Below are 22,145 nucleotides of genomic sequence, written 5' to 3' on the forward strand. Positions count from 1 at the left end.
ACCTATTACACCAGCCCCTGCGCGTCGAACACCTCACGCCAAGCCGCCAGCTTGCGTTCAAAGCTCATCGAGGCATTGGCCGGGCTGGTTGATGGCAATTTAAAAACCGGTAAGCCCAGCGAAACGGTATGGCGCGAATGCCTGAAGCTTTCGCCCCCATTGTGGGCAATGGCCTGGAGCTTCGGACAACGCATTTTCAACGAAGAAAAATCGTTCAGTTTTGCATTTCGGATCGCACTGTCCAGACTGCCTGCACGCTCGCAGGCCGCATACACATCCCAAAGTCCCACGCGCTTGGACAACAACCATTTGCTACGATTTTGATAGCTACTATCGACCGCCATACTTGGGCCATCCGGCCAAATGGCATGCAACATTTTCCAGAAACTGTTTTGTGGATGCCCGTAATACTGCTGACTCGCCAGCGACGCCACACCGGGAAAGCTCCCCAAAATCAATAGCCGGGTGTGGCTGTCAATCAGCGGCGCCAGACCAGTCAGCACGCCAGCAAACCCTTGAGTTTGGGCAGAGCAGCCAACGCATTGGCCACGGCGGCAGAGGCAAGCTCATCCACAGACACGCCGCGCAGCTCTGCAACCACGGCTGCGATGCGTGCCAACTCTGCGGGCTCATTGCGACCCTGCGCCTGACCTTCTGAGCGCCGGGCTGACGTGGTGTACAGCCAGTACGGAGGAATATCGGGTGAGTCGGTCTCCAGCACCAACGCGTCCAGTGGCAGTTCCGTGGCCAGGCGCCTAAGCTGCAAAGCGGGCTCAAAAGTCACGGCCCCGCCAAAGCCGAGTTTGAACCCGAGCTTGATGAACTCCATGGCCTGCTGCTCACTGCCGTTAAAGGCATGTGCAATCCCGCTCCAGCCATGCTCAGGGGCAAGTTCGCGCAAGTGCTTGAGCAGGCGGTCTGCCGAGCGCCGCACATGCAGGATCACGGGGAGCTCATGTTTGCGCGCCAACAGCAATTGCTGCCGGTAAAAAAATTCCTGTCGCTCTCGCAGAGGGCTCTGGCTCAGCTCGGGCACAAAATAGTCCAGCCCGATCTCGCCCACTGCTACCAGGCGCGGGTCGCTTGCCCGCAAACTTAGTTCGGCGTCCAGCGCTGCCAGGTCCGCATCCAGCGCCTGCTTGACATACAGCGGGTGAATCCCCAGCGCATAGCTGTCCCCAAACCCGTGGGCCAGCAACCGCACCGCTTCAAAATTGGCCACCCCGGTTGCCGGGATGACGCAGTGCACCACACCCGCCACCGTGGCGCGGTGGCGCATCTCAGCACGGTCTGCGCTGAATTCACCAGCATCCAGGTGGCAGTGGGTATCTATCCAGCAGGGCATGACTGAATAATGCCTGAACCATTTTCCGGATCCAATGTCCGAAGAAGATGCAGGGACGCGCCATACGTGATACCGTGCATTTTGTAAGTCCAGAAAACCATTTAATACAGGTGACACGGATGCGCAGGCCAGCCCTTTACAGCAGCTCCAGCAGACCTTCTCAGGACCAGACGCCAAAGCCGCCTGACCATGGGGTCCCGGCCGCACAAGCCCTCGCACCTCCCGCACCCCGTTTTTTTTCCGCGTCCAACCCGCGTCTGCTGTGGCTCGCCGTTCTGGTGCTGGCAGTGCTTCTGCTGATCAGCTTGTCCCTGTCATTGCGACCCACTCAGCGCCGGCTGACGCAGGCCGACATCAACGCGGCGGTCCTGAAAACACTCGAAACCGTTCAGCTCCCATCCGCAGAATCCAAAGCCTATGAGGTCATCCGCCCCTCGGTGGTGCGTGTCATGGGTTACGGCAAAGGCAAAGACGGGGCAGAAGACGTGGAAATGGGCGTGGGCACGGGCGTCGTCATCGTGGACAAGGGAATCATCCTGACCAACCTGCATGTGGTGCAAGGCGCTCAAACCATCAAGGTCGTATTTTCCGATGGGCTTGAATCGACCGCCGACATCACGGGGACGCAGCCAGAAAACGATCTGGCCGTGCTGCAGGCGCACAAAATTCCCGATGACATGATTGCAGCCACCATGCGGTCCACCGGCGACCTGGCGCCCGGTGACCATGTGCTCGCTGTGGGCTACCCTTTTGGCATTGGTCCTTCAGCATCGGCCGGGGTCATCTCGGGCCTGAAACGCACCTTCCGCTCCCCCGATGGTGGGCAAGCCATCAAGAACCTGATCCAGTTTGACGCCGCCGCCAACCCGGGCAACTCGGGCGGCCCGCTGGTCACCATGGACGGAGAGGTCGTCGGCATCGTCACCGCCATTTTCAACCCCAACCAGCAGCGCAGCTTTGTCGGCATCGCTTTTGCCGTACCGATTGAAAACGCCGCTTCCGCCATCGGCATGCATCCCTTCTGAAGGAAACCTCCCCATGCAAGATCAGACATCCTCGCCCAACCCTGACACCGCCCAACTCATGGAGCAAATTCTCTATGAGGTCAAACGCGTGGTGGTTGGGCAAGACCGCTTTCTGGAGCGCGTGATGGTGGCCATCCTGGCCCAGGGCCACCTGCTGGTAGAAGGTGTACCCGGCCTGGCCAAAACGCTCACCGTCAAAACACTGGCCAATACCGTGCGAGGTAATTTCAAACGTATCCAGTTCACGCCAGACCTCGTGCCCGCGGATCTGGTTGGCACGCGCATTTACAACCAGAAGACCGGCGACTTCAGTACCTCGCTGGGTCCCGTGTTCACCAATCTGCTGCTGGCCGATGAAATCAACCGCGCACCAGCCAAGGTGCAAAGCGCCCTGCTGGAAGTGATGCAGGAGCGTCAGGTGACGATTGCAGGCGAAACCCACAAAGTGCCTGAGCCATTTCTGGTGATGGCCACGCAAAACCCGATCGAAACCGAAGGCACCTACCCATTGCCAGAGGCGCAGGTGGATCGCTTCATGATGAAGGTATTGGTGGACTACCCGACGGACGAAGAGGAGTTTGTCATCGTGCAGCGTGTCACAGGGCCGGCCGTCGCGGTATCTGCAGTCGCCACCACCGAGCAGTTGGCCGAATTGCAGCGCGAGTGCCGGCGCGTGTATGTAGATCCTTCGCTGATCCAGTACGCCGTGCGTCTGGTCTCAGCCACCCGCACGCCCGAGAAGCACGGCCTGAAAGACCTGGCGCGCTTCATCACATTCGGTGCCAGCCCACGCGCCACCATCGGCCTGACTGAAGGTGCACGGGCACTTGCCATGCTGCGTGGCCGAACCTACGCGCTACCCGAAGACATGACAGATCTGGTGCCTGAGGTGCTCAGGCACCGGCTGGTGTTGTCCTATGAAGCTCTGTCCGAGGGTATGAGTGCCGACACGGTGATTGCAAAAATCATGGCAAAAATTCCTGCGCCTGCCAAACCGTTAGAGCACGAGAAACTTGCGGCCTGATCATGTTGAACTGGTTGCGCAAATCTGCTCGTGCTGAGCCTGTCGAAGTCGCCGGCCGGGCTCCTGCCGGGCGGGCGAGCGGCAGCGCCGATCAGGTCTTGCGTCGCCTTGAATGGACAGTGCTGCGCCGGCTCGACGGCCTGCTGCTGGGCGACTACCGGACGCTGATGCGCGGTACCGGCATGGACCTGGCCGACCTGCGGGAGTACCAGCACCACGACGATGTGCGCCACATTGACTGGAATGTGACCGCCCGTCTGCAAACGCCACATGTGCGGGTCTTCACCGAGGACCGCGAGATGGCCAGCTGGTTTTTGCTGGACCTCAGCCCTTCGGTTGACTTTGGCTCAGGCAACCAGCGCAAAAGTCAGGTTTCTGCGGAGTTTGTGACCGTCCTTGCCCGGGTGTTGACACGCCACGGAAACCGCGTCGGTGCCATGCTGTACGGCACGGGCGTCGACACCGTGATCCCGGCCCGCGGTGGCCGTGGTCACGTGCTGCACCTGCTCCACGCCATGCAGACCAGGCCGGCAACTACAACGTCTAGCAGCACCCGCCTTGATGAACTGCTCCGCTCTGCGGCCAATCTCGTGCGACGCCGTTCAACGGTTTTTGTCGTCTCGGATTTCATCTGCGAACCGGGTTGGGAAAAGCCTTTGGGCTTGCTGGCGCAGAAGCACGAGGTGGTGGCGGTGCGTCTTCTTGACCCGCTGGAGCTGGAGCTGCCCGACCTGGGACTGATTCCGATTCGTGATGCGGAGAGCGGCGAGCAACTGATGGTGGATACCCATGACGCCGGCTTTCGCCGCCGATTTGCGCGCATCGCTGCGCAGCGCGAAGCAGACTTGCGCCAAAGCCTCGCCCGTGCAGGCGTCGATTCACTGGAGTTGTCCACCGACGGTGACCTGGTAGATGCCGTGGTTCGATTTACCGACATGCGCAAGCGCCGGCGCCAGGCTTCCGGTGCCAGCAGAAGCGCCCAAACCCAGTTGCCGACCCATTTGAAAGCCGCCGCCTGAGTGCGGCCGGAAAAGGCACCCCATGACCGTACCTATCAATTTCCTCTGGCCCGAATTTCTGTGGTTGTTGCTGGCGCTGCCACTTTTGGTGTTTCTCTACGTCTGGTTGCTCCGTCGCAAAAAGAAGATGGCTTTGCGTTACGCCAGCCTGTCCATCGTGCGCGAAGCCATGGGCTCGGGCCAAACCGTGCGGCGCCACATTCCACCCGCGCTGTTTTTGTTGTCCCTCGCCCTGATGCTGATCGCGGCGAGCCGCCCGTCCGCTGTGATTACCCTGCCCTCCAATCAGCAAACCATCATGCTGGCCATGGACGTATCGGGCAGCATGCGCGCCACCGATGTTCAGCCAAATCGCCTCGTCGCAGCCCAGGCCGCGGCCAAGGCTTTTTTGACCGAGTTGCCCAGATCCGTGAAGGTCGGCATCGTCGCCTTTGCTGGTTCTGCCCAGGTGGCGCAAATCCCCACAGTCAACCGTGAGGACCTGGCGTCTGCCATAGACCGCTTTCAGTTGCAGCGCGGCACAGCCATTGGCAACGGCATCATCATGTCGCTGGCCACCCTGTTTCCGGACGCCGGGATTGACCTGCAATCGATGCAGGGCGGACGCGAGAGGCAGCGAGGCCTGGCTATCGATCAGGAGAAAAAAGAAACCAAAGAGTTCACACCCGTGGCGCCCGGCTCCTACAACTCGGCTGCCATCATTTTGCTGACGGACGGCCAGCGCACCACGGGTGTTGATTCACTGGAAGCCGCCAAGATGGCGGCCGACCGCGGCGTACGCATCTACACGGTAGGCATTGGCACGGTGGATGGCGAGACCATCGGCTTCGAGGGCTGGTCCATGCGGGTGCGGCTTGACGAGGAGACACTCAAGGCGGTCGCCGCCAAAACTTCAGCTGACTACTTTTACGCCGGCACAGCTGCAGATTTGAAAAAAGTCTACGAGACTTTAAGTTCGCGCCTGACAGTTGAGAAAAAAGAGACCGAAATCTCCGGCCTGCTGGCGTTGGGCGCCGCAGTTCTGGCCTTGCTGTCGGCCAGCCTGTCGCTGTTGTGGTTTAACCGAATTCTTTGAAATCCGCGCGACGAGCGCTGTGCGGCATTTGACGAAGCATTCGCTATAACTTTTATAGCTACTCGCGCCCGTGCAGTATGGGCAAAATCCCTAAATGACCAATAAAAATCGAGCCTGTGCCGCCACAGGCGAGAACGTCCTACTGCACATGGCACTCGCGCCGCAAAAGGGCCAGCGCGTCGCCCTGCGCGTGAACAGCGTCACTTTGCAATGTCGCCTGCGCCTCCTCCACAAAACCTTCCCATAGGCGCGCGTAGGCATCCCGGTGCTGCGCCGGGGCATGGTCAACGATGTATTGGTGCGCCAGGCCGGGCGTCAAGCCGGATTTGCGGATTTTGCGCACCAGCGCCGCAGCGCTTTTTTCGGTCAACAGGGTCTTGGGGGGTGCTGCTGCTGCCACGCACAGGAACAGGGTCAGCAGCGAGCCATCGTCAGCATTGCCGCCGGTGACCTTGCGCCACACAGCTGATGCCGCACGGTCATGGTGGTCGACCTCATTCAAACCGTCTTCCATCCAGAAATAGCGGCCCATGAAAGCCGGGCTCCTGTGGAACAACTGGCGTATCGGCAAGGCTGCGTCCAGTATTGTCGGCCCGTCAGCGATGACGTTCTGCCGCAAAGCCTCCACCACAACTCTCAGATGCGCAGGCAGATTTTTGGGAAGAGCAAGGGGCAGCGCCGCAACGTCCCCATGCCTTTTACGCAAGGTGCCGACCATCTTTTCGAACGCCACCCAGTCGGGCATCTCGACGCGCCCCAACGCCAGCGCCAGCAAGCAGCTGCGCACGACCGCTTCAGCATCCGCGCCAACTTCGTCCAGTTCCTCAGCGTCCATGCCCAGCTCATCGGCCAGCCAGAGGGCCGCTTCCATAACCTGAGCCACCTGGCTGCGCGTCGCAAGCTCGGCCTGATATTCGCTCAGGCTGCGCAACGACCACTTGGCAAGCAGCGGAATGTGTTCGTCTTTGAATCCGCCGCGTTCATTCATGCCGAAGTGGCTGCTTTGCGGCAGTGCAATCAGGGCTTTGAGCATATCTGAGCCGCCCTTGGAGCGCGACAACAGCGAAAAATCGCGCAGCGACTCAGCGGCCAGTTGCAGGTCCCCGCCGCAGCTACTTTCAAGGTAAAGACTGATCAGATTGACCATTCGGCTTCGCGCTTTTTCAAGCTCGGGGCGCAAATACTCGTTACCAAAGTACCGCGCAATCTGCACCATGCCCTTGGGGCCATCGACACGCATGGCTTCGATTTTTTCAGGGCCAATGATGCCGTGCTGTACGCCGTGCTGCAGTGCCTTTTCGAAAAAAGGACGTGCATCGTAAAGCGAAATGGCGGAAGGTGAAGACATGGGTTCGGAGCTAGTCGGGGCTGCGCAAGCTCAGATCGCCGATTCCTCGTCGGACTCGCGCGCCGTCGGCGTAGCCTTGCCGCGATCGGTGTCACCCGTTTCGACCTTGCCGTCGTCCTCTGCTTCATCGTCACCCTCTTCATCAGAGGCCGCTTGCTGGTGAGCGCTGACCTTGGCGCGCAGAACCATCAGCATTTCAATGAACAAGTCCGGCAGTTCATAACGCAGGATCCAGGCAAGCTCCATCCAGTCCCGGTCAGCGATTTCATCCTGCTGCACACGCGGCTTCTCCCAGGCTGAGGCCAGCAGCGCCGATTGCGACAGCATCTTGCCGTACTCATCGGCCGGCTCAAAGCTGCCACTGCGCGCAAAACCTTCGATGCGGCTCCACTGATCAGAAAAATAATCTGCCAGCGCCTCGCTCCCGCCTTCAATGTCGCCAATCGCGGTCAAAAACTCCACCGGATCCGCATCCTCCCGGAAAATCACGGCATTGACCATGCCGCGCAAATGCGTGCGGGTCAGATCCTTGTAGAGCTTTTCGATCACCACGGCGCGTGCGAATTGCGCAGGCGTCACCAGCAGGCCAACCACTGACTCGCGGGAGTTGTCGTACTCACGAATGACGGCCAGCACGTCCTTGGCCGGTAACTGCTCCAGCACCACCATCAACGCGCCGTCGCCTTCGGCATCGGCCAGACCAACCAGGGCCGACTCGGCGCCAACGATGTCGCCAGCCGCGATCAGGCTCTGGGTTTTTTCTATCAGGGCGAGGTGTTTGCTCATCAGGGGTTCACATTCGGTGTCATGGTTGTCTTCATCAGTCTTTCTGGTCAAAGCCCTGCTGGACCAGCCAGTCGGCGCCCGCCTCCTGGCGTGCCCGCTCATCGCCGCTTTCCTCGCCCTCGCCATCGTCATCAAAGACCACCAGGCCATCGCCCTCCTCGCGGTCACCGTCTTTATCTTCGTCCTCTTCTGCGTCGATGCGCAAGACGGATCCAGCTGACGCGTTCGGCAGACCAGCCATGTATTCCAGGCCCGCAGTCAACGTCAAAAACCTGTTGCCACCAGGTGCTTTCAGGACGATGTCGGCCAACTCCTGGGCCCAGGGTTTCAGTTCGCAACCGTGCGTCAGGCTTCCCCAGTCGGGAAGAGCGTCTGCGCCATGAGTGAGCAAATGCTCCATGACCGCCTTTTCCCTGAACTCAAATCCCTGGTGAAACACCACCGCCACCATCTCGGGACTGATGTCCATCATCTGGACCAGAAAACCGATCTCCCGGCGTTTGCCTGCCAGTCGCTGCTGCAGCACGTCGCACCCCTCCGAGTCGAAGCGCAGATCATCTATTTCGGACTGGTAAGCCGAGCCGAGATCGAGGAAGTAGGGGGAGATGCTCATATGGCGGGGGTTTTCATGTCGTGTTCTTCAGTACGCAAGCGTCAAACCAGCGCGTTGAAATAGTCGGTCCAGATGACACGCGCTGTGTCCAGGGGGCTGTCAAGCAGGTTGCGGCGACGGTTGTCGTCGTAGGCTTGACGCTTGTCCGCGTCCGACAGCACCTCGTAGGCCTGCTGCACCGCCCGAAAACGCCCGGGAGCTTGGGGATCGGAGTTTTTGTCCGGATGCCAGAAAGATGCCTGCTGACGAAAGGCCTTTTTAACATCAGCGAGCGTTGCCGCGCTGTCCAGCCCGAGGGCGGAGTAATGATCGGTCATGCGAGGGTGCCTGAAGCTAGCGCCACTCAGACAGGCGTCCCGAAACCAGCCGGAACCGCCTGCCGCATCGGGCGGCCAGGGTTTCGTCATGGGTGACCATCACAAACGCCGTGCCGAAATCACGCGCCAGTTGCAGCATCAGCTCAAACACGCCGTCGGCCGTGCTGCGGTCCAGATTGCCCGTAGGTTCATCAGCCAGCACGCAGGCGGGTTGCGTGACCAGTGCGCGGGCAATGGCCACACGTTGACGCTCGCCGCCTGACAATTCTGCGGGACGGTGGTGAATGCGGTCGTCCAGGCCCACGGCGGCCAGCATTTTTGTCGCCACCTGCGCCGCTTTCTGACGGTCCTCACGCCGGATCCAGAGCGGCATGGCCACGTTGTCCAGCGCGCTGAACTCCGGCAGCAGGTGGTGAAACTGGTAGACGAAGCCAAGGTGTTCATTGCGCAGATGGCCCTGCTCGGCAGCTGACAAGGTGGACAAGGTTTTTCCCTTGAGCTCAACCTGGCCGCTGGTGGGCGCGTCCAGCCCGCCCATCAAGTGGAGCAGGGTACTTTTGCCGGAGCCGGAAGCACCAACAATGGCCAGCGTTTCGCCGGCAAACACCTGCAGGTCCACCCCGTGCAGCACGGTCAGATCAATCGGGCCTTCATGAAAGCGCTTGGTCAGGCCCTGGGCACTCAATACAACTTCACTCATATCTCAGAGCCTCTGCGGGGTTGACCTGGCTGGCGCGCCAGCTGGGGTAAATGGTTGCCAAAAAGGCCAGGACCAGCGCGATGACCGCAATCGGCATGATGTCGGCGTATTGCGGATCGCTCGGCATGCGGCTGATCAGGTAAATGTCTTTGGGCAAAAAGTTGGCGTTCAGCAGTTGCTCCAGGGCGGGAACAAGCACGTCGATGTTGAGCGCGATGCCCAGGCCCAGCAGCAAGCCAGACAGCGTTCCAATCACACCCACCATCGCGCCCTGCACCATGAAAATGCCCATGATGCTTTTCGGGCTGGCGCCCAGGGTGCGCAAGATGGCGATGTCGGCGCGCTTGTCGGTCACCGTCATCACCAGCGTGCTGACCAGGTTAAAAGCCGCCACCGCAACAATCAGCGTGAGGATGATGAACATCATGCGTTTTTCCAGCTGCACGGCGGCAAACCAGGTTTTGTTCTGGCGGGTCCAGTCGCGGATCAGCAAATCACCACTCAGGCTTCTGGACAGATCAAACGCCACTTCACGCGCCTGATGCAGGTCTTTAAGTTTGATGCGTATGCCGGTCGGGCCTTCCAGCCGGAAAATGCGCGCTGCATCGTCCTGATGCAACAGCACCAGCGCCGAGTCATATTCAAAATGGCCCGAGTCAAAGCTACCCACCACGGTCATCTGCTTCAGACGCGGCACCACACCGGCGGGAGTCACCTGGCCGCTGGGCGCAATCAGCGTCACGTTGTCGCCTTCACGCACGCCCAGCGACCGCGCCAGTTCGCCGCCCAGCACCACACCAAATTGGCCAGGCACCAGGCGCGGCAAGGCCGTGTTTTTCAGGTCCACCGCCAGATCGGTCACCTGGCCCTCGAGCGCAGGGTCAATGCCGCGGACGATGGTGCCCTTCATGTCTTCGCCACGCGCGAGCAAGGCCTGCGCCGCAATAAAGCTGGCCGCGCCCAGCACCTGCGGGTGCTGTTTGATCTCCGAGAGGGTTTTTTGCACATCTGGCAGCGCTGCGCCATTCGGTGCAAAAACTTCAATGTGGGAGATCACGCCCAGCATGCGGTCGCGCACCTCTTTCTGGAAGCCGTTCATCACGCTGAGCACAATGATCAGCGCCGCCACGCCCAGCGCGATGCCCAGCATGGAGACGCCGGAGATAAACGAGATGAAGCCGTTGCGCCGGGTGGTTCGTCCCGCGCGGGTGTAGCGCCAGCCCAAAACTAATTCATAGGGGATTTGCATGGCAGCAATTGTGGCATCCCGGACAATAGCCCCATGCCTTCCCCCCTGCCTCTTCACCCGCCTCCGCCAAAACACCATCTCGTGCTGCCTTTTGCAGCCTGTACATCCGAAAACTGGCTTCCCGCCATCAAGGCCCTCCCGCCCGCCACCTTCCGCCATTTCGGCAAATTGCTGCAGGGCATGAAACTGATGGACAACGATCGTGGGGAAGAGCACTCACTGTCCACACCGCACGAGAGGGTGCAAGCCAAGGCGCTGGGTCTGGACGCTGCAGACGGGCTGATCCCCTGGGCAGCATGGCGCCACCTGCAAACCGGTGGCTCTCCAGGCGCCAAAGCGTGGGCTCACATCACGCCCTGCCACTGGGCCATGGGGCGCGAGCACGCAACCATGACAGACCCTGCTGCGCTGGACCTTCAGGAAGGCGACTCGCGGGTCCTCCTGGCAGCCATGCAGCCCTATTTCGAAACCTATGGCATTACCTTGCACTACGCCCAGCCCACACGTTGGCTGGCCGAAGGCGAGGTGTTTCGTACCCTCCCCGCCGCCTCGCTGGATCGCGTCCTTGGACGCAATGTAGATCCATGGCTGCCGGGAGGCGTCGCTGGCCGCGCCACCCGGCTGTTGCAAAACGAAATGCAAATGTTGCTGTATACCCATCCCGTCAATGACGCCCGCAGTGCCAGAGGCCAGCGCGGCGTTAACTCTTTCTGGATCAGCGACAGCGGCGCGCTGCCTGACAACTTCTCGCCCGCGCAACTGCAGCCAGAGCTGACGGCGCCGCGCACGCTTGCGCACGCAGCCTTCAATGACGACTGGGCTGCCTACGCAGAAGCCTGGGCGGCGCTGGATGCCAGCGAAGGGGCCCGCTTGCTGGCGCTGCAGCAGAGCGGCGAAACCGTGCGCCTGAGCTTGTGCGGGGAGCGCAACGCCAGCACCTTTGAGACGTCTAAAACCGGCATTCTCACCACATTTACAAGACTTTTTGGCCAGCCGCCCTTTGTTTCCGTGCTGGAGCAGCTATGAAATTGATAGTACGCGAAGCGCCGCCGCGCAGTGTATGGGCGCTGACACAGGCCGGCGTTCACCCCTTGTTGGCTCAACTGTTTGCAGCGCGCGGCGTCCTGTCGCCCGATGAACTGGACGACGGTCTGGCCAGGCTGCTGCCGCCCGCATCCATGAAGGGCTGCGCACAGGCCGCAGTGCTGCTGGCTGATGCGATTGCCGCGCAACTAAAAATTTGTGTGGTGGCCGACTATGACTGCGACGGCGCCACCGCCTGCGCGGTAGCCCTGCGCGGCCTGCGCCTGCTCGGTGCAACCCAGGTCAGCTATATCGTGCCGGACCGCGTCGTGGACGGTTATGGCCTGACCGCGTCGATTTCCGAACGGGTCAAAGCCACGGGTGCCGACCTGCTGGTGACGGTAGACAACGGCATCGCCAGCATGGAAGGCGTGGCCCGCGCCCGCGCACTGGGCATGCAGGTGTTGGTGACCGACCACCACTTGCCAGCTTTGCGTGACGGGCAGGTTGTTGTCCCGGAGGCCGACGTCATCGTCAACCCGAACCAGCCAGGCTGCACCTTTGAAAGTAAATCGATCGCTGGTGTCGGCGTCATGTTTTATGTGTTGCTTGCGCTGCGTGCCGAGCTGCGCGCCCGTGGCATCTTTGATGCGGCCACACAACCAAAGCTCGACGTTTTGTTACCGCTGGTCGCACTCGGCACCGTGGCAGACGTCGTGAAGCTGGACGCCAACAACCGCCGCCTCGTGGCTCAGGGGCTCAGGCGCATACGCAGCGGCGCCCTGCCCGCCGGGCTGGCGGGCCTGTTCACCGCCGCCGGCAGAAATGCAGCGATGGCGACCAGTTTTGATTTCGGTTTTGCGCTTGGCCCGCGCATCAATGCTGCTGGCCGGCTCAGCGACATGACTCTGGGCATTGAATGCCTGCTGACCGACGACCCCGGCCGTGCCGACGAACTGGCCAAAACGCTGGACGGTATCAACCGCGAGAGGCGCACCATTGAAGCCGACATGCGTGAGCAGGCGCAATACGCCGCCGACGCGATGATTGACGAGGATGAAGAGCCGCCGCCGGCCATTGCCATTTTTGATCCCGACTTTCACGAAGGTGTGGTCGGCATCGTGGCATCCCGCATCAAGGACAAGCTGCACCGCCCAACCTTTGTGTTTGCAGCCAGCCAGGCGCCCGGCAAAGAGCATGAACTCAAGGGTTCGGGCCGATCCATTGCCGGCTTTCACCTGCGCGATGCGCTGGACCTGGTCGCCAAGCGTCACCCCGGCGTGCTGCTGCGCTTTGGCGGTCACGCCATGGCAGCAGGCTGCACGATTGCCGAGGAGCATTTCGACGTTTTTGAACATGCGCTGCAACAAGTGGCCCATGAGTGGCTGGACGCCGCCACCTTGACGCGGCGCCTGGACACGGACGGCCCCTTGCCGCCGGAATACCGGCGCGCTGATCTGGTGGACACGCTGCACAAGGAGGTGTGGGGTCAGGGCTTCGCAGCCCCCACCTTCAGCGAGGAAGTGGAAGTGGTGTCACAACGCCTTGTCGGCGAAAAACACCTGGCTCTCAAACTCAAACATCAAGGCCAGCCAGTCGACGGCATCTGGTTTGGCCGCTCCGAATCTCTGCCGGCGCGGGTGAAGCTGGCCTTTCGCCTGGATGCGGATGAGTGGCAGGGCGTGAAGCGGGTGCGCTTTCTGGTTGAAGCAGCTGAGCTCTAGTAGTGCGGCCCGAAAATATCGAAACATGAAAGCGCGTCTACGCACCCATCGCGGAGTTGCAACCCTTGCGAAGGCGCACAGCCTTTGCTGCGGATTGCGCCTTGCCCGGGGCACGAATCCATCGCTTTCATTTGTTCCGCTACTTTCGGGCTGCAGTACTAGCCTTTGTCCGACGGTTGAAAACGCCCCTGCCTACAGCGCCGGGATGCGAACTGTTTAATGATATGGGTTCAGAAGGCGGTCATACCGGCGCGTCCAACAACATCCCAGAGGAAAACATGAACACCATCATTTACATCGTCGGCCTGGTTGTCATCATCGGGTTCATCCTGTCTTACTTCGGCTTTCGTTGATTCCAAGCGTTTCCACACGTTTGATAAAGGGGCGCGGTCGCAGGATTAGCGCCCTTTTTGCTATAAAATTAATAGCTGCCTACGCCCACCCTTCCTGGGCGCATGGCCCAAACAACCACTATTTAACTGAGTAGCGAGTACTCACCGCCACGCTTGATGGCGCGTTTGTACGCAGGCCTGGCGTGGATGCGCTTGAGGTAGGCCATCAGTTTCGGCCGGCTGGTATCCAGTCCGCCACGCGCCTCTGCAGCTTCGACCACAAAACTGAGCTGGATGTCCGCGCCGGTGAATTCATTGCCCGCAAACCATTCGCTCTTGCCCAGTTCGCCCTCCAGATAATCCAGATGCTGGCGGATCTGCGGCTCAATAAAACTGCTTTTTACTTTGCTGCTGATGCCTTTTGCGATCGGCTTGATAAAGTAGGGCATGGGCGCTGTTTCGATCTTGTTAAACACCAGTTGCAACAGCAGCGGCGACATGGCTGAGCCTTCGGCGTAGTGCAACCAGTAGGTGTAGCGCAACCGCGCAGGTGTTCCGGCCGGCGGAGCCATGCGCCCGGCCCCATAGCGGTCAATCAAATAATCGATGATGGCGCCCGACTCGGCCAGCGTGAGATCCCCATCGGTGATCACCGGTGACTTGCCCAGCGGGTGCACAGCCCGCAAAGACGCAGGTGCAAGCATGGTCTTGGGGTCGCGCTCGTAGCGGATGATTTCATAAGGCAGCCCCAACTCTTCGAGCAACCATAAAACACGTTGCGAACGCGAGTTGTTGAGGTGGTGGACTGTGATCATGGAAAGACCTTGTGGGTGGGTACAACAGGCGAGTCTGCCATGATAGGCCCAAGCCATAGCGCCTAAAATGGGCCAGTGACTCCAAAAAACATTCTGAACGCCGATCTGCACTGCCACTCGGTTGTATCTGACGGAACCTTGAGCCCTGAAGCCCTGGCAGAACGGGCCAAAACCAACGGGGTTGAACTCTGGGCCCTGACCGACCATGACGAAATCAGCGGCCAGCACCGTGCGGCAGCGGCGGCCAGGGCGCAAGGCCTGCACTACCTCACGGGCACTGAAATATCCGTCACCTTCGCCAACGAAACTGTCCACATCGTCGGGCTCGGTTTTGACCCCGATGACGCGGACATGCAGCAGGGCTTGCGCAATACCCGCGGCGGCCGCGGCGAGCGCGCGATGGAAATGTCGGCTGGTCTGGCGCAGGTGGGCATCAAGGGCGCTTACGAAGGCGCCCTCAAATTTGTGGGCAACCCGGAGCTGATTTCGCGAACGCACTTTGCCCGCTTTTTGGTGGAGACGGGCGTTTGCAAGGAAACCTCCGAGGTGTTTCGAAAATACCTGACGGAAGGCAAACCCGGCTACGTGCCGCACCGCTGGGCGAGCTTGCGTGATGCGGTGCAATGGATCACCAGCGCCAAAGGTATCGCGGTGATTGCCCACCCTGCGCGATACAAATTCACGCCCAATGAAGAGTACGCGCTGTTCACTGAATTCAAGTCGCATGGCGGGCAAGCCGTCGAGGTGGTGACCGGTAGCCACACCGTGCAGGAGTACGTGAAATACGCCGAGACCGCCAAGGAGTTTGGTTTGGCGGCTTCCCGTGGCAGCGACTTTCACAGCCCGGATGAAAGCCATACCGACCTGGGCACCCTGCCCTTTTTGCCCGGCAACCTCACGCCCGTCTGGGAGCTTCTGGAAGATCGCATCCAGTGAGCCCCAAGCCTTCAGCCCTGGCGGGCATTGCGCTGGTCATCGCCGCCGTCGCCTGTTTTGCCGTGCTGGACACCACCACCAAATTTGTAAGTGCCGGCGTGCCCTTGTTGATGGCCTTGTGGTTTCGCTATTTTTTTCAGGCTGTAGTGACCACTGCCGTTGTGTTGCCCGCGCGCGGGCTGCGTGTGCTGCGCACAGCCCACCCGAAGTTTCAGTGCCTGCGCGGCGTGCTGCTGCTCACCAGCAGCCTGCTGGCGTTTCTCAGCCTCACCTACATGTCGGTAGCCGAGTTCACCGCCATCGGGGCCATCGTGCCGCTGGCCGTCACGCTGCTGGCCGCCACCACGCTGGGTGAAAAAGTGTCAGGGCTGCGGTGGTCGCTGGTGGTGGGCGGTTTTATTGGCACCCTGATCATCATCCGCCCCGGGGGTGAAAACTTTGACTGGCCGATGCTGCTGCCGCTGGGCATGGTGGTGAGTAACTCCGGGTTTCAGGTGCTCACCAGCAAACTGGCGCGCACCGAAGACCCGATCACCATGCAGCTGTACACGGGCTGGGTTGGCACCTTGCTCGCATCACTCGCGCTGCCCTTCGTCTGGACATCGCTGCCATCCTGGTCGTTATGGGGCTGGCTGACACTGATGGGCGTCGCGGCCACTCTGGGCCACTTCATGTTTATTCTGGCCTACCAAAGGGCACCGGCGGCTACGCTGACGCCTTACCTCTACGCGCAAATTGCGTTTGCGGCGCTCGGCGGGTGGTTGATTTTTTCACACGTACCCGATGGCTGGTCCACCGCAGGCATGCTGATGATTGCCGTCTGCGGTGCGGCCGGGGCATGGCTGACGGCCCGCGAAAGCCGCGCCCTGGCTCAAATCGACGTCCGACCTGCAGAATCCTGACCTTCTTCGAGACAATCCGCCATGGCACAGTTTTTTGAAATTCACCCCGAAAACCCGCAGACCCGCTTGCTCAAACAAGCCGTGGCGCTGCTGACGCGCGGCGCGATTGTGGCCGTACCCACCGACTCCAGCTATGCGCTGGTCTGCCACCTGGACGACAAAGCCGCAGCAGACAACTTGCGCCGTATACGCGGTGTGGACGACAAACACCACCTGACCCTGCTGTGCCGCGACCTGAGCGAGCTGTCCAACTACGCACGGGTGGACAACAAGCAATTTCGCCTGATCAAGGCCGCCACGCCCGGACCCTACACCTTCATTCTGGAAGCCAGCAAGGAAGTGCCGCGCCGTCTGAGCCATCCGTCACGCAAAACCATCGGTCTCCGGGTACCTGCGCACAAAACACTGCAGTCCTTGCTGGAGTTGCACGGCGCCCCCCTGCTGGCCACGACCCTGATTCCGCCGGGGGAGCTAGAGGCCATCCATGACGCCCACGACATCCGGGACCGGTACGAGCACGAACTGGCAGCCGTGATTGACGCCGGCGCCTGCCCCGACGAGCCGACCACCGTGATCGACCTGACGCCCATGGGTGACGGCGGCGAGCCGGTGGTGGTGCGGCAGGGGCGCGGCGGGCTGGAGCGCCTGGGACTTTAAAAGGCCTGGGGCACTCAACGTGGCGGTGGCAATACCTCGCCCCACATGCGCCGCCACAGCCACGGCAACCCGCGGGCAATATCAGGGCGCGCACCCAGCTGCACGGGCGGCTGCAGCGTCTTCAGCTCACTGTGCCGCTGGGCTACCGCGAAATCAAAGATGTAGCGCGGCTCCTGGCCCATGCGCAGGTCGGTGATAAAAACCTGCCCGGCCTCTTCGCGAAGCTTGTAAAAACCCTTGGTAAAGACGCGCAGCCGCTGCACCTGCGAGGTGCCAGCCAACTCACCGGCCAGCGCAGTACCGCGCGGAAAGCGATCCAAACCTACGTCTGGCACCGCATCCAGCAAGGAATAAAAGCCTTCGTAATAGTGTTCACCATCCACAGCCACCACACGCCACAACAAGGTATTAAAGGGCGCGGGAGTGACCAACAGCTGCTGCGCAGTAATGCCGCGTACCGCAAGGGCCTGCTTGGCCACTCGGGTGGCTTGGGCCTGCGCCAACACGCTCCACGCCAGGTAGGCGCAACTCAGCACCAGCCCGATCCCGTTGGCGCGCAGGCCACGGCTGCTGCCCCGGCCTGCAAGCGCCCAGCCCGCGCCCACCAGAAGCGGCAGGGTGTACAGCGGGTCCACAATAAAAACACTGCCCACGCCATAGGGGTAGCTGGTAAACGGCAAGCCCAGTTGTGTGCCATACACCGTCATTGCGTCCAGCAGCGGGTGCGTCACCAGTGCCAGCCACACGGCCAGCCACCAGCGGCGCCAAAGCGCCAGCTGGCCATGCAGGCGCGCCACGCCAACGGCCAGCGGCAGCGACACCAGCGTCAGCCAGAACGGTGAATGGCTTTCTGCCCGGTGCAGCACCATGTTGGCAATCGCATCACCGTGGTCAATCAGCACATCCAGATCGGGCAGCGTGCCAGCCACGCCGCCCCACAGGGCCGATTTCCACACCGCCGTACGACGGCCCATCACGGCAACACCGACAGCGGCGCCCAGGGCAAGTTGAGACAGAGAATCCATGGGCCGTACTTTAGACAAGCACGGTACCGGGCGCGGCTGTGGGGGCTTTCACCCGGGCCCGCAGCGCTTGTACGGGCGGGCGTCTGAGACAATCAGTGCATGGACATTGCCAATCTGATTCAAACAGTCGCCATCTATGCGCTGCCGGTGCTGTTTGCAATCACCGTGCATGAAGCGGCCCACGGCTACGTAGCGCGCTACTTTGGTGACAACACCGCCTGGACACTGGGCCGCGTCACGCTGAACCCCGTTAAACACATTGATCCGCTGGGCACCATCGCCATGCCCTTGCTGCTGTATATCGCCACTTCGGGCGCCTTCCTATTTGGATATGCAAAGCCGGTGCCGGTGCAGTTTGGCAACTTGCGCAACCCCAAACGAGACATGATCTGGGTTGCACTGGCCGGCCCGGGCGCCAACCTGATCCAGGCATTGATGTGGGCCATTGGGTTCTACCTGCTCAAGGGGGTTGATGTCACTGAACCCTTTTTCGTCAAGATGTGCCAGGCCGGAATACTGGTGAATGTGGTGATGTTTGTATTCAACCTCTTTCCGCTACCACCGCTGGACGGCGGACGCATCATGGTCGGGCTGCTGCCCTATCGACTGGCCGTACCCTTCTCGCGTATAGAGCCCTGGGGCTTTTTTATCGTGATGGCACTGGTTATTTCCCGTGTCATCACCGAATTCTGGATGAAACCCCTCATGACCGTAACCTACGCTTTTCTCGAAATCGTGCTCGCTCCCTTTGCGATGCTGGTGCAATGATGACAACCAAACCAACCGCCGCCCCTACCCGCTTTCTCACTGGCATTACCACCACCGGCACGCCCCATCTGGGCAACTATGTCGGCTCGATCCGCCCATCCGTAGCGGCCAGCACGGGGGTAGGCGCCGAGAGCTTCTATTTCCTGGCGGACTACCACGCGCTGATCAAATGCGACGAGCCGGCGCGTATTCAGCGCTCCACGCTTGAAATTGCCGCCAGCTGGCTGGCCGCCGGCCTGGATCCGGACCGCGTGACGTTCTATCGCCAGTCCGATGTCCCTGAAATCCCTGAACTCACCTGGCTACTCACCTGCGTGACGGCCAAGGGCGTGCTCAACCGTGCCCATGCCTACAAGGCTTCGGTCGACAAAAACACGGCAGCGGGCAGCGACCCCGATGCCGATGTGAGCGCCGGCTTGTTCATGTACCCCGTTCTCATGGGCGCCGACATCCTGATGTTCAAGGCGCACCAGGTGCCTGTCGGGCGTGACCAGATCCAGCACATCGAGATGGCGCGCGACATGGCGCAGCGATTCAACCACCTGTACGGCGAGCACTTTGTTCTGCCACAAGCGCTGATTGAAGAATCGGTCGCTCTGCTGCCGGGCACTGACGGCCGCAAGATGAGCAAGAGCTACGACAACACCATCCCGCTCTTTTCGCCACGCGATCAGCTTAAAAAACTCATCAACGGCATCGTGACCGATTCGCGCGCGCCGGGCGAATCCAAAGAGGCGGAAGGCTCGGCGCTGTTTCAGATTTACCAGGCCTTTGCCAGCGAAGACGAAACGGCCGCCCTGCGTCGAGCCTATGTTGATGGCATTGCCTGGGGGGAGGCCAAACAGCTGCTGTTTGAGCGGATTGACCGTGAAGTCGCGCCCATGCGCGAGCGTTACCAGTCCCTGATCAGCAACCCCGCAAAGATCGAAGCGATTTTGCAAACTGGCGCTGAAAAGGCCCGGCAACTGGCCACGCCCTTTATGCGCGAGCTGCGGCACGCCGTGGGCTTGCGCGGCCTGGGGGTCACAGCAGCAACATCGATTGGGAAGGCGGCCAAAGTGGCGCTCCCGAGCTTCAAGCAATACCGCGAGGCAGACGGCAAATTTCACTTCAAGCTGGTGGATGTTCAGGGCCGCATGCTGCTGCAAAGCCGGGGTTTTGACTCGCCGAAGGACGCCGCCCAGGCCATTGCCCTGTTGCAAACACAGGGCGCTGCCGCCCTGCCGTCGGTGGAGGCCAAGCTGGCAACACTGGAGGACGTGGGCAGCGAAGAAATACACACCGCCTTGCAGGCACTCGTCGCCAGCAGGGCATAAACCCCCGGCCGGAAGACCTGCAACCGGGAAACGGCCTGAAAATGGCCGGGTTTGCCCTTGCAGCACCCTCGCCAACCGGACGTTGCCGGGGTATGCTTGGATTTTCTCCATTTAAATTACCGGGGCATGACGTCCCGATCCCAAGCCAATGCGTATTTTTGTCGTTGATGACCATCCATTGATGCGCGAAGCCGTGGTGATGTTGATTCGCCGCGTGAACAGTTCAGCCAGTGTCACCGAGCTCGACAGACTTGCGGCTGTTGCCCCTGCCGTGACGCAACATGGCATTCCGGACTTCATCTGTCTGGATCTGAAGCTGCCCGACACACATGGCGTGTCAGGCGTGCGCGAATTGCGCCAGCAGTACCCGGAAGTGCCCATTGTGGTGCTGTCCGCCGCACCCGCGCAGGACTACCGTGAACTGGCCATGGAGGCCGGCGCCGACACCTATATTGAAAAATCCGCCGGCGCGACAGAAATCACCAAGGTACTGAAAACCTTCATGGACGACAGTGCCGACCCCGAGAGCGTGACCGAGCCTGAAAAACTGTCCAAACGCCAGAAGCAATTGCTGGGGATGCTGGACAGGGGGATGAGCAATCGCGACATTGCCGCCGAACTGCAGATCAGCGAGCACACCGTCAAGGTGCACTTGTGGAGGCTGTTTCGCCGCCTGAATGTGAAAAGCCGTTCACAAGCCAGCCACCTGGCGCGCACCCACGGACTGCTCTAAGCATCCAAGCCTGGAGCCGCAAGGGCGATCGGGAAATCCAGCCGGAACACTGTTCCCTTTTCCACACGCGAACGGATGCTCAGACGATGCTGCAGCGCCTCGCACAGGCGCGAAACAATCGCAAGACCCAGCCCAAACCCTTCCTCTGTCCCGTTATGGTGAGGCACGCGGTAAAACTCCTGAAAGATTGCCTCGTGCTCTTCTGGCGCAATGCCAACACCGGTATCCCAAACCTCGATGCAAGGCCCATCAGCCCCATGACGCACGGCGAGCAGCACGCCGCCCTCCCGGGTATGGCGGATGGCATTGGACAGCAGATTACCCAACAGGCGCTTGAGCAGCACCCGGTCTGATTTAACCTCCGCCGGCACGAGCCGTGTGCGCAAAGCCAGTCCTTTCTCGCGCGCAAGCGGCGCGTACTCCAGCTCCAGCTCTGTCAGCAGCGTGGGTAGGTCAACTTGCTGCCAATCCAGCTCGATGGTGCTGGAGTCCAGCTTGGCAAGGTCGAACAGAGAATTGAACAACTCATTGACCGCCCTGGTGGACTGCACAATTTTGGGCGTGATCTCCACCACCAGCTCGGGCTCAGCCTGCAACCAGTCGGCATACAGGCCCAGTGCATGAACAGGCTGGCGCAGGTCATGCGCCGCACTGGCTACAAACCGGTTCTTGGTTTCCACCGCACGCACCGCGGCACGAGTTTTTTCTGTCAGGGACTCAATCAGCGTGGCATTTGAAAACTGCAATTCCAGATTGGACCGCTGGACCCTATGAAAGCGTTCACCAGCCGACCGTATGGCCACCCAATAAATCAGCACCAGACCAACAAGGCTGACTGTCGTTCCCTGAATCAACGGTGTGTCCACGATCACGGTGTACGCAACTGCGGCAAGCATGCTTAACGCCAACCCGTTGATGTAGTCAAAAAAGCAGCGCAGCGACGCGGAAAACGCGCCCACTGCAAACCCGGCCATTCCGGCCAGGGTGATGACGCAGAGAAACTGGTCATCAAGGGGGGCCTTGCGGAAGAAGACAAACATCGACGAGCCCCAGATCACGGCGCTAACCGTCCAGGTCCAGTGGTAGCGCGACATAAAGGCCCGCAGCTGTGCGCCCCCGGCGCCGCTGTACTCACGAAAATAGAGATGAATGACCCGGTAGCGGGCTGCCGTGATCATCACGGCAGCCAGGGCCCAGCAGGCCAGCGCAACGTGATCGACATCCCCCCACAGGATGGCGACAAAAATGGGAATCACCGTCGAGACCGCATGCAGGGCTGAGCGGCCATTGCGCATGAAGTGACGCATCAGGCGGGCCTCTACCCACTCGTCTCGCGCTGCCGGGGTCCGCTGCGGGAGGATGCTGAGGTCAGGGTAAGACTGCGAGCCCGGATGCATCAGTGCAGTTTAGCGC

Annotated in this window: 24 protein-coding genes; 13 read left to right on the plus strand and 11 right to left on the minus strand. The window is 60.8% G+C overall.

The window, feature by feature from the left end; genetic code table 11:
• Positions 1 to 5: 5 nt before the first annotated feature.
• Together VE934_RS07475 and VE934_RS07480 are read right to left on the minus strand one after the other, a co-directional pair.
• Positions 6 to 503, minus strand: a complete 498-nt coding sequence (locus VE934_RS07475; protein WP_324885934.1) for a DNA-deoxyinosine glycosylase — start codon at positions 501 to 503, stop codon at positions 6 to 8.
• Positions 497 to 1,345 carry a TatD family hydrolase gene (locus VE934_RS07480; RefSeq protein ID WP_324885936.1) on the minus strand — a complete coding sequence of 283 codons (849 nt, stop codon included), beginning with the start codon at positions 1,343 to 1,345 and terminating at the stop codon, positions 497 to 499. Before VE934_RS07480 ends, VE934_RS07475 begins: the two co-directional genes overlap by 7 nt.
• Positions 1,346 to 1,464: 119 nt before the next feature.
• Here VE934_RS07480 and VE934_RS07485 point away from each other — a divergent pair, with 119 nt between their 5' ends.
• From VE934_RS07485 to VE934_RS07500, 4 genes are read left to right on the plus strand one after another with little or no spacing between them, the layout of a single operon-like run.
• The gene (locus VE934_RS07485) at positions 1,465 to 2,370 is read left to right on the plus strand and encodes a S1C family serine protease (protein WP_324885938.1); all 906 of its coding nucleotides are present in this window, start codon (positions 1,465 to 1,467) and stop codon (positions 2,368 to 2,370) included.
• Positions 2,371 to 2,383: 13 nt separating this feature from the next.
• Positions 2,384 to 3,394, plus strand: a complete 1,011-nt coding sequence (locus tag VE934_RS07490; protein WP_324885940.1) for a MoxR family ATPase — start codon at positions 2,384 to 2,386, stop codon at positions 3,392 to 3,394.
• A gap of 2 nt (positions 3,395 to 3,396) precedes the next feature.
• Entirely contained in the window at positions 3,397 to 4,413 is a 1,017-nt protein-coding gene (locus VE934_RS07495; RefSeq protein WP_324885942.1) for a DUF58 domain-containing protein, read from the plus strand.
• A 34-nt stretch (positions 4,414 to 4,447) separates the two neighbouring features.
• The gene (locus VE934_RS07500; RefSeq protein WP_324886218.1) at positions 4,448 to 5,488 is read left to right on the plus strand and encodes a VWA domain-containing protein; all 1,041 of its coding nucleotides are present in this window, start codon (positions 4,448 to 4,450) and stop codon (positions 5,486 to 5,488) included.
• A gap of 139 nt (positions 5,489 to 5,627) precedes the next feature.
• Here the strand turns inward: VE934_RS07500 and VE934_RS07505 are convergent, their stop codons facing one another.
• From VE934_RS07505 to VE934_RS07530, 6 genes are read right to left on the minus strand one after another with little or no spacing between them, the layout of a single operon-like run.
• A complete protein-coding gene (locus tag VE934_RS07505) occupies positions 5,628 to 6,836 on the minus strand; it encodes a hypothetical protein (RefSeq protein ID WP_324885944.1) in 1,209 nt (402 codons plus the stop codon).
• 30 nt (positions 6,837 to 6,866) lie between these two features.
• On the minus strand, positions 6,867 to 7,622 hold the full coding sequence (locus VE934_RS07510; RefSeq protein WP_324885946.1) for a hypothetical protein: 756 nt from the start codon (positions 7,620 to 7,622) through the stop codon (positions 6,867 to 6,869).
• A 34-nt stretch (positions 7,623 to 7,656) separates the two neighbouring features.
• The gene (locus VE934_RS07515) at positions 7,657 to 8,235 is read right to left on the minus strand and encodes a hypothetical protein (RefSeq protein WP_324885948.1); all 579 of its coding nucleotides are present in this window, start codon (positions 8,233 to 8,235) and stop codon (positions 7,657 to 7,659) included.
• Positions 8,236 to 8,276: 41 nt separating this feature from the next.
• Positions 8,277 to 8,552 (minus strand): DnaJ domain-containing protein, encoded by a 276-nt coding sequence (locus VE934_RS07520; protein ID WP_324885950.1) that lies wholly within the window; start codon positions 8,550 to 8,552, stop codon positions 8,277 to 8,279.
• A 16-nt stretch (positions 8,553 to 8,568) separates the two neighbouring features.
• Positions 8,569 to 9,252, minus strand: a complete 684-nt coding sequence (lolD, locus tag VE934_RS07525) for a lipoprotein-releasing ABC transporter ATP-binding protein LolD (protein ID WP_324885952.1) — start codon at positions 9,250 to 9,252, stop codon at positions 8,569 to 8,571.
• A complete protein-coding gene (locus VE934_RS07530) occupies positions 9,245 to 10,501 on the minus strand; it encodes a lipoprotein-releasing ABC transporter permease subunit (RefSeq protein ID WP_324885954.1) in 1,257 nt (418 codons plus the stop codon). The genes lolD and VE934_RS07530 overlap by 8 nt, the downstream gene beginning before the upstream one ends.
• Before the next feature lie 33 nt (positions 10,502 to 10,534).
• Between VE934_RS07530 and VE934_RS07535 the strand changes: the two genes are divergently transcribed.
• The 3 genes from VE934_RS07535 (at position 10,535) to VE934_RS07545 (ending at position 13,601) form a co-directional block, all read left to right on the plus strand.
• Positions 10,535 to 11,527 carry a hypothetical protein gene (locus VE934_RS07535; protein ID WP_324885956.1) on the plus strand — a complete coding sequence of 331 codons (993 nt, stop codon included), beginning with the start codon at positions 10,535 to 10,537 and terminating at the stop codon, positions 11,525 to 11,527.
• On the plus strand, positions 11,524 to 13,248 hold the full coding sequence (recJ, locus tag VE934_RS07540) for a single-stranded-DNA-specific exonuclease RecJ (RefSeq protein ID WP_324885958.1): 1,725 nt from the start codon (positions 11,524 to 11,526) through the stop codon (positions 13,246 to 13,248). Before VE934_RS07535 ends, recJ begins: the two co-directional genes overlap by 4 nt.
• Positions 13,249 to 13,472: 224 nt before the next feature.
• Positions 13,473 to 13,601 (plus strand): hypothetical protein, encoded by a 129-nt coding sequence (locus VE934_RS07545; protein ID WP_324885960.1) that lies wholly within the window; start codon positions 13,473 to 13,475, stop codon positions 13,599 to 13,601.
• 122 nt (positions 13,602 to 13,723) lie between these two features.
• Here the strand turns inward: VE934_RS07545 and VE934_RS07550 are convergent, their stop codons facing one another.
• Positions 13,724 to 14,395 carry a glutathione S-transferase gene (locus tag VE934_RS07550; RefSeq protein ID WP_324885962.1) on the minus strand — a complete coding sequence of 224 codons (672 nt, stop codon included), beginning with the start codon at positions 14,393 to 14,395 and terminating at the stop codon, positions 13,724 to 13,726.
• Positions 14,396 to 14,470: 75 nt separating this feature from the next.
• Here VE934_RS07550 and VE934_RS07555 point away from each other — a divergent pair, with 75 nt between their 5' ends.
• Genes VE934_RS07555 through VE934_RS07565 form a run of 3 tightly spaced genes read left to right on the plus strand, consistent with a single transcriptional unit; the run spans position 14,471 to position 16,890 of the window.
• Positions 14,471 to 15,331 carry a 3',5'-nucleoside bisphosphate phosphatase gene (locus tag VE934_RS07555; protein WP_324885964.1) on the plus strand — a complete coding sequence of 287 codons (861 nt, stop codon included), beginning with the start codon at positions 14,471 to 14,473 and terminating at the stop codon, positions 15,329 to 15,331.
• Positions 15,328 to 16,233, plus strand: a complete 906-nt coding sequence (locus tag VE934_RS07560; RefSeq protein ID WP_324885966.1) for a DMT family transporter — start codon at positions 15,328 to 15,330, stop codon at positions 16,231 to 16,233. Before VE934_RS07555 ends, VE934_RS07560 begins: the two co-directional genes overlap by 4 nt.
• A 21-nt stretch (positions 16,234 to 16,254) precedes the next feature.
• Complete coding sequence (locus VE934_RS07565; protein WP_324885968.1) at positions 16,255 to 16,890, plus strand: L-threonylcarbamoyladenylate synthase; 636 nt, start codon at positions 16,255 to 16,257, stop codon at positions 16,888 to 16,890.
• A gap of 14 nt (positions 16,891 to 16,904) precedes the next feature.
• Here the strand turns inward: VE934_RS07565 and VE934_RS07570 are convergent, their stop codons facing one another.
• Positions 16,905 to 17,915: a metal-dependent hydrolase gene (locus tag VE934_RS07570; RefSeq protein ID WP_324885970.1), complete on the minus strand. Its 1,011-nt coding sequence runs from the start codon at positions 17,913 to 17,915 to the stop codon at positions 16,905 to 16,907.
• Between the two features lie 99 nt (positions 17,916 to 18,014).
• Between VE934_RS07570 and VE934_RS07575 the strand changes: the two genes are divergently transcribed.
• The 3 genes from VE934_RS07575 to VE934_RS07585 all read left to right on the plus strand — a co-directional run bounded on the left by VE934_RS07575 (position 18,015) and on the right by VE934_RS07585 (position 20,732).
• A complete protein-coding gene (locus VE934_RS07575; RefSeq protein WP_324885972.1) occupies positions 18,015 to 18,683 on the plus strand; it encodes a site-2 protease family protein in 669 nt (222 codons plus the stop codon).
• On the plus strand, positions 18,683 to 19,999 hold the full coding sequence (locus tag VE934_RS07580; protein ID WP_324885974.1) for a tryptophan--tRNA ligase: 1,317 nt from the start codon (positions 18,683 to 18,685) through the stop codon (positions 19,997 to 19,999). The genes VE934_RS07575 and VE934_RS07580 overlap by 1 nt, the downstream gene beginning before the upstream one ends.
• Before the next feature lie 148 nt (positions 20,000 to 20,147).
• A complete protein-coding gene (locus VE934_RS07585; RefSeq protein WP_324885976.1) occupies positions 20,148 to 20,732 on the plus strand; it encodes a response regulator transcription factor in 585 nt (194 codons plus the stop codon).
• Here VE934_RS07585 and VE934_RS07590 read toward each other — a convergent pair.
• Positions 20,729 to 22,129 carry a HAMP domain-containing sensor histidine kinase gene (locus tag VE934_RS07590; RefSeq protein ID WP_324885978.1) on the minus strand — a complete coding sequence of 467 codons (1,401 nt, stop codon included), beginning with the start codon at positions 22,127 to 22,129 and terminating at the stop codon, positions 20,729 to 20,731. The two genes, VE934_RS07585 and VE934_RS07590, sit on opposite strands and share 4 nt — an antisense overlap.
• Positions 22,130 to 22,145 lie beyond the last annotated feature (16 nt).

Origin of the sequence: Polaromonas sp. (assembly GCF_035638815.1) — a bacterium.
Classification (GTDB): domain Bacteria; phylum Pseudomonadota; class Gammaproteobacteria; order Burkholderiales; family Burkholderiaceae_C; genus Polaromonas.